At 31.5% G+C, this 6,266-nt stretch carries 6 protein-coding genes; 3 read left to right on the plus strand and 3 right to left on the minus strand.

The features are described 5' to 3' along the window. Positions 1–98: 98 nt before the first annotated feature. The 3 genes from WA340_RS03655 to pheT are packed head-to-tail and all read right to left on the minus strand — an operon-like array spanning position 99 to position 3,600. Positions 99–293 (minus strand): hypothetical protein, encoded by a 195-nt coding sequence (locus WA340_RS03655; protein ID WP_304145427.1) that lies wholly within the window; start codon positions 291–293, stop codon positions 99–101. Between the two features lie 12 nt (positions 294–305). Continuing rightward, entirely contained in the window at positions 306–1,163 is an 858-nt protein-coding gene (locus tag WA340_RS03660) for a phosphatase PAP2 family protein (protein WP_304145425.1), read from the minus strand. A 7-nt stretch (positions 1,164–1,170) separates the two neighbouring features. Continuing rightward, positions 1,171–3,600: a phenylalanine--tRNA ligase subunit beta gene (gene pheT, locus WA340_RS03665; RefSeq protein ID WP_336127310.1), complete on the minus strand. Its 2,430-nt coding sequence runs from the start codon at positions 3,598–3,600 to the stop codon at positions 1,171–1,173. Positions 3,601–3,889: 289 nt separating this feature from the next. Here pheT and WA340_RS03670 point away from each other — a divergent pair, with 289 nt between their 5' ends. The 3 genes from WA340_RS03670 (at position 3,890) to WA340_RS03680 (ending at position 6,154) form a co-directional block, all read left to right on the plus strand. Further along, entirely contained in the window at positions 3,890–4,102 is a 213-nt protein-coding gene (locus WA340_RS03670) for a hypothetical protein (RefSeq protein ID WP_106678663.1), read from the plus strand. Between the two features lie 2 nt (positions 4,103–4,104). Beyond that, on the plus strand, positions 4,105–4,860 hold the full coding sequence (locus tag WA340_RS03675) for a hypothetical protein (RefSeq protein WP_336127312.1): 756 nt from the start codon (positions 4,105–4,107) through the stop codon (positions 4,858–4,860). A gap of 88 nt (positions 4,861–4,948) precedes the next feature. Further along, positions 4,949–6,154, plus strand: a complete 1,206-nt coding sequence (locus tag WA340_RS03680; protein ID WP_336127313.1) for a peroxiredoxin family protein — start codon at positions 4,949–4,951, stop codon at positions 6,152–6,154. Positions 6,155–6,266: the final 112 nt, after the last annotated feature.

Consider the following 6,266-nt stretch of genomic DNA (forward strand, 5'->3'; position numbering starts at 1 on the left):
CATTTATTTTTTAACCTAAAAATAAAACATACTTAGCTTAATTGCAAAGGTTTAACATTTAGAATATTAGAAAATGTGTTTTGTTTAACAAGTAATAATTATGGTTGTTTTGATTTTTTGTATCGGGATAAAATAAATATACCGTAGACTATAAAACCAACACCAAGTATAGCTCTAAAAGTGCTTACTTCATTAATAAAATATTTGTAGACTCTGTAAATGCCAAAAAATATAAAGAAAATACCTAGGATTAAACTAAAAGTGCTGTCTTGATTTTTAGAAATGTTTGACATGTTTAGTTTTTATTAGAAAGTACCAATAAGTCCAACTTTATTACCGCTGAACATAAAATTCCAAGAAATTTTATTTGAAGGTCTATTATGGTCTAAGTCAAACGCGTTTTTTTTCTTTAAAAACTTATCAATACTATCTACAACAATAATACTTAAAGCAGTGCTAAAAGCTATATCTGTAATCCAATGTGCGTCATCTACCAATCTTGACAAAGGTGGTATGGCACCAAAAGCATAAATTCCTGTTTTTACCCAAGGGTTTTTAAACTGTTTTGCAATTGCATGCGCCATAGTCACAGACAATACGGTATGACCAGAAGGGAAAGAATGAAATCCACCTTCTTTAGATAGTGGTTTAAAGTAAAATGCGCCTAAGTCTCTTCCTGGTCTAGCTCTTCCAAATGCATTTTTGGCTAAGGATTGCAAAAAACCAGATGTAATGGATGAGGATATAATTAAAACGCTAGTATATCTAACTTTTTCGTTTTTAGCAAAAAGACCATAACCGTATAGTCCTGCATTTGCCATAAAATAGTTTTGAGGACTACCAAAATACCAACCAACATCTCTGATTAATTTTGGGAATTTATCAGAATGTTTGTTAGCAAAATTATTAACACTTTCATCTGTTAAGGATAACAAAGCTGTACCTGCAATTAAACCTCCTAACTTAGTGTAATCCTTTTTTTTCCAGTAAATAGGTCTTGTAAAGGCGTGTTTTACACTCTGTAAGGTTGTATTTATATCATATTTTAAAAGACCAAGTGTAGATGTAGAGTCTTGATTAATTTTATACAGTTTATTTTGACTATTAACTGTATTGCTAATTAGCATAGCAATGCTAAAAACTATTAAAATATGATTTTTCATGAGCGTATTATCTTAATTCAGCGCCAAGTTCACTTTCAAAGTTGCTTTGTAGCTTTCTCATAATTTTATCTACAACCTTATCTGTAAGCGTTTTGTTTTCGTCTAAAAATGTAAAGCTTACTGCATAACTTTTTTTACCGTCAGGCAAGTTTTTACCTTGATAAACATCAAATAGGTTAATGTTTTTAAGTAATTTCTTTTCGGTTTTCTTAGCTATTTTAGTAATGCTTTCAAAGGTTACATTATTATCTAATAGCAAAGCAAAATCGCGTCTTACTTCTGGATACTTAGGTATTGGTGTAAACTTAATTTTGTTTCGTTTTGCTACAACTAAAATTGTGTCCCAATTAAAATCTGCATAAAACACATCTTGGGTAATATCAAACTGTTTAGTTATTTTACTTTTTAAAACTCCAAACTCAACTAAAGTATCACGTCCAATATTTAATTGTAAACCTTCGCTAAACACGTCATTTTTAGCTGTGCTTTCTTGATATCTATCAATACCTAATCTTGATAATATTGCGGCAACACTTCCTTTTAAATGGAAAAAGTTAGTCTTTTCTTGTGGTGTATGTGCCCAATTCTCTTCGTTTTTAAAGCCTGTTACAAATAAAGATAAGTGTTTATGTTCTTCTCTTGTACCGTTATAATTGTGATAGGTTTTACCAAATTCAAAAAACTTTAAATTGGCTTGTCTTCTATTTATGTTATAGCTTAAAGCTTCTAACCCTGAAAAAACTAAACTTTGACGCATTACGCCAAGATCTTGACTTAATGGGTTAAGCATTTGTATATTATGCTCTTCTTTTAACTGCTCGCTTAACTCTATGTATTTAGCGCTTGTTAAAGAATTAGCCATAATTTCGTACCAACCTTGTGAGGCTAATAAGTTACCAACAACGTTTTGTAATTTATAATCTTCAAAACGAGATGAATTTGATACAGAAGCATTCATCTTTGTGCTAATTTCTATATTGTTATATCCGTATACTCTTAATATTTCTTCAATAACATCTGCTTCTCTTGTAACGTCGTTACGATATGGCGGTATGATTAAACCTAAATTAGTTTCTGTAACACTATTTATTTTAATATCTAAAGATGCTAGTATAGATTTTACTTCTTCTTTAGGTATTTCTTGCCCTACAAGTTTTGTAATTTTATCAAAACTTAAAGTGACTTGAAAATCTTCAATTTTCTTTGGGTAAAAATCTAAAATATCACTAGTAATTTCTCCTCCAGCAAGTTCTAAAATTAATAAAGCCGCACGTTTTAAAGCGTATTTAGTAAGATTTGGATCAATACCACGTTCAAATCTAAAAGATGCATCGGTGTTTAATCCATGACGCTTAGCTGTTTTACGCACACTAACAGGATTAAAGTACGCGCTTTCTAAGAAGATGGCTGTTGTGTGTTCTGTTACACCACTATCGGCACCTCCAAAAACACCAGCAATACACATTGGTTTTTCTGCATCACAAATCATTAAATCGTCTTCATGTAACTCGCGTTCAACACCATCTAAAGTGGTAAATTTTGTTCCAGCTTCGCAAGTTTTAACTTCAACTTTATGTCCTGTTATTTTTGCAGCGTCAAAAGCGTGTAAAGGTTGTCCTAACTCGTGTAATACATAGTTAGTAGCGTCTACAATATTATTTATTGGTGCTAATCCAATAGCTTTTAATCTATTTTGTAACCAAGCAGGAGACTCTTCAACTTTTAGGCCAGATAAAGTTACACCGCAATAGCGTGGTGCTAAATCATAATCTTTTACATCTACATCTATTTTTAAAGTTCTGCTATCTACGTGGTAAGAACTTACACTAGGAGTAATAAGTTCTAAATTAATTCCTTTTTGTAATAAACCAGCTCTAAGATCTCTTGCAGTACCAAAATGGCTCATAGCATCTGCACGGTTTGGTGTTAAACCAATTTCAAAAACTTGATCATTTTCTACTTCAAAAAGCTCGGCGCAAGGTGTACCAACTATAGTATCTTCTGGTAATACCATAATACCGTCATGAGATTTACCTAAACCAAGTTCATCTTCTGCGCAAATCATTCCATGAGATTCTTCGCCTCTTATTTTACCTTTTTTAATAGTCCATGCTTCACCATCTTCAGTATACAAAGTCGTGCCGATAGTAGCTACAGGTACTTTTTGTCCAGCAGCAACATTTGGTGCGCCACAAACAATTTGTACAGGTTGTTCTTGTCCAATATTTACTGTAGTTACTTTAAGTTTATCTGCATTACTATGTTGTACGCAAGTTAAAACTTCGCCAACAACAACACCTTCTAAACCGCCTTTTACGCTTTGATAAAGGTCTAACCCTTCAACTTCAAGACCTAAATCTGTTAGTAATTCGCTAGTTTGTTCTGCTGTCCAATCGGTTTTTATAAACTGTTTTAGCCAGTTGTAAGAAATCTTCATGTATCTTCTAATTAAGAGCACAAATATAACAATACTTGCCAGCAATAGAAACGCCTAAAACGTTTTTTGTAAAAATTAAATTATAAGTTTTAAATTAAAGCAAATTAAAAGTTTTACTGAAGAAACTTCTTTGCTAATTTTTCATCTTAAGTTATTGATATTAAGTTTTTTATGTTATGTGTCGTTAAAAAATGTAGTTCAACTAAAAAACAGTGTTAAACCTCTAAATTGATAGTCTATTTAATTAGATGATACGTAATTTGAACAATGATTAATTAATTTCATAAAAATGAAAACAATATTTAGTATCGTATTTTTTATGCTTACTATTTCTTTAACATCATGTAGAGAAACAAAGACAGAAGACAATAATAATGTTGAAACCGCAGTAGATTCTATTCAATCTATAGAAGAAGAAACAGTAAAAATGGTTGAACAGTTAGACCAAGAAGCTAAAGATATAGACCAAGACTTGCAAGACTTAGAAAATTTAGATCAATAATTATGAAAATCTTACAACCACCTTTAATGCTTGTCTTTTTTATAGGATTAGCATCGCAACAGTTATTGGCGCAAAACAAATTAAATGAAGCCAACAACAAGATCGAGCAACAAAAAGAAATAGAAAGGGAGAAAACCTTACAAAAACATGGAGCAAATCGTAAAGATATTCAAGAAAAGCGTGAAGAAATAAAAGAAAAACATGCCAAAATGAAATCGCAACATAAAGCAGTGTATAGTCAAATGCAACAGCAGGCAGAAGCGATTAAAGAAAAAATGAAAGAAGCATCACCAGAAGAACGTAAAGCGTTACTGCAAGAATTAAAACAACTTCGTCAAGAAGAACATGAAGAGCTAAAAGAAACTCATAATTCTTATAAAAGAGAGTTAGAGGCACGTAAACAAATCTTAGAAGAGCAACGACAACAATCCGGAATAAGTCAAAAACAATTTGGTCTTAAACGTGCAGAGATAGCTAAACAACGTTTAAAAATAAGTCAGAAACATATAGAAAAGCGTCAAGAATTTGTTAGTAATAGCCAATCTAGGTTAGAATTAGCAAGGATAAAAACTAAACAGATGCTAGAAGACAAAAAGCTTACCCTTGAAGACGCAAAATCTAGGTTAGAAAAGATAAATAAGATTGAAGAACGCTTAAAACAACACGAATTAAAGATTAAAGAAGTAAAAGAAAAAGTAGCTTTAAAACGAATTGAAATAGCTAAACAAGAGCAAAAAATAGAACAAATAGAAGAGTAGTGCAGTCTTAATATTTACATAAAACTAAGGTGTTGTTTTGGCAACACCTTTTTTTGTGACTATTTTTACCACCTTAAACTCTTATAACATGCGTAAAATAACAATTCTACTAATAGCAGTGCTTATTTTTTCTTGTCAACAAGATACAACTGAGTTTTTATATTCAGGACTTTACAGAGCAGAACTAAAAATAAAAGACAACCTTAATCTACCATTTTTATTTAAAGTTAAAGATGCTAATACTTTAGAAATTTATAATGCAGAAGAAGTTATAACGGTAGATGAGATAAGCTACAAAAACGACTCAGTTTTTATACAAATGCCAGTATTTGAAAGCTACATAAAAGCAAAAGTAGAAAACAAAATAATTACAGGACATTTCATTACCGAAGGAAAAGATCGTAGCGTGCCATTTACAGCAAAACCAGAAAAAACACGATTTAACACCTCTAACTTGCCAAAAACTAATATATCTGGTAATTGGGAAACTACATTTAGCCCTAATTCAGATGATAGCTATAAAGCAAAAGGAATATTTAAACAAAACGGAAACACTGTAACAGGAACATTTAGAACTGAAACAGGTGATTATCGTTACTTAGATGGAGTAATTAGTGGTAACCAAATGCAATTATCAACATTTGATGGCTCACATGCATTTTTATTTACTGCAACCGTAACCGATAGTACATTAAACGGTACATTTTATTCTGGTAACCATTGGGAAGAACCTTTTATTGCTAAACGTAATGACGATTTTAAATTAGCAGATGCCAACACATTAACTTATTTAAAAGATGGTTATGAAACTTTAGAATTTACATTTCCTGATGAAAACGGAAACCAAATATCATTAACCGATGATAGATTTAAAAACAAAGTAGTAGTTGTACAAATTATGGGTACGTGGTGTCCAAATTGTTTAGATGAAAGTAATTACTATGCTCAATATTACAACAACAATAAAGATAAAGACATCGAATTTGTAGCGCTAGCTTTTGAATACGCAAAAACTGAAGAAGCAGCGTTTAAAAACATAAAACGCCTAAAAGACAGAGTAGGGATTAACTACCCAATTTTATTAGCGCAAACTGGTACAACTAGCAAAAGTAAAGCCAACGAAAAACTACCAATGCTTAATAATGTATTAAGTTATCCTACGTCTATTTTTATAGATAAAAATGGTAAAGTACGCAAGATACACACAGGTTTTAACGGTCCTGCAACTGGAGAAAAATTTAACGAGTTTAAAGAAGAGTTTACAACGTTTATGGATAAATTGTTAGCGGAATAGTAAGTGTTTTGGTTTTTTACTGCACTTTACGGTCTCGTATAACCGTCAGTTACGGGATTAAAGTTAATAATTTTCGGTTAAGAACTGGCGTTAGCAATTCCGAGTGGATTCG

Origin of the sequence: Mesoflavibacter sp. CH_XMU1422-2, from assembly GCF_037029245.1 — a bacterium.
In the GTDB taxonomy this organism is placed as follows: Bacteria; Bacteroidota; Bacteroidia; order Flavobacteriales; family Flavobacteriaceae; genus Mesoflavibacter; species Mesoflavibacter zeaxanthinifaciens.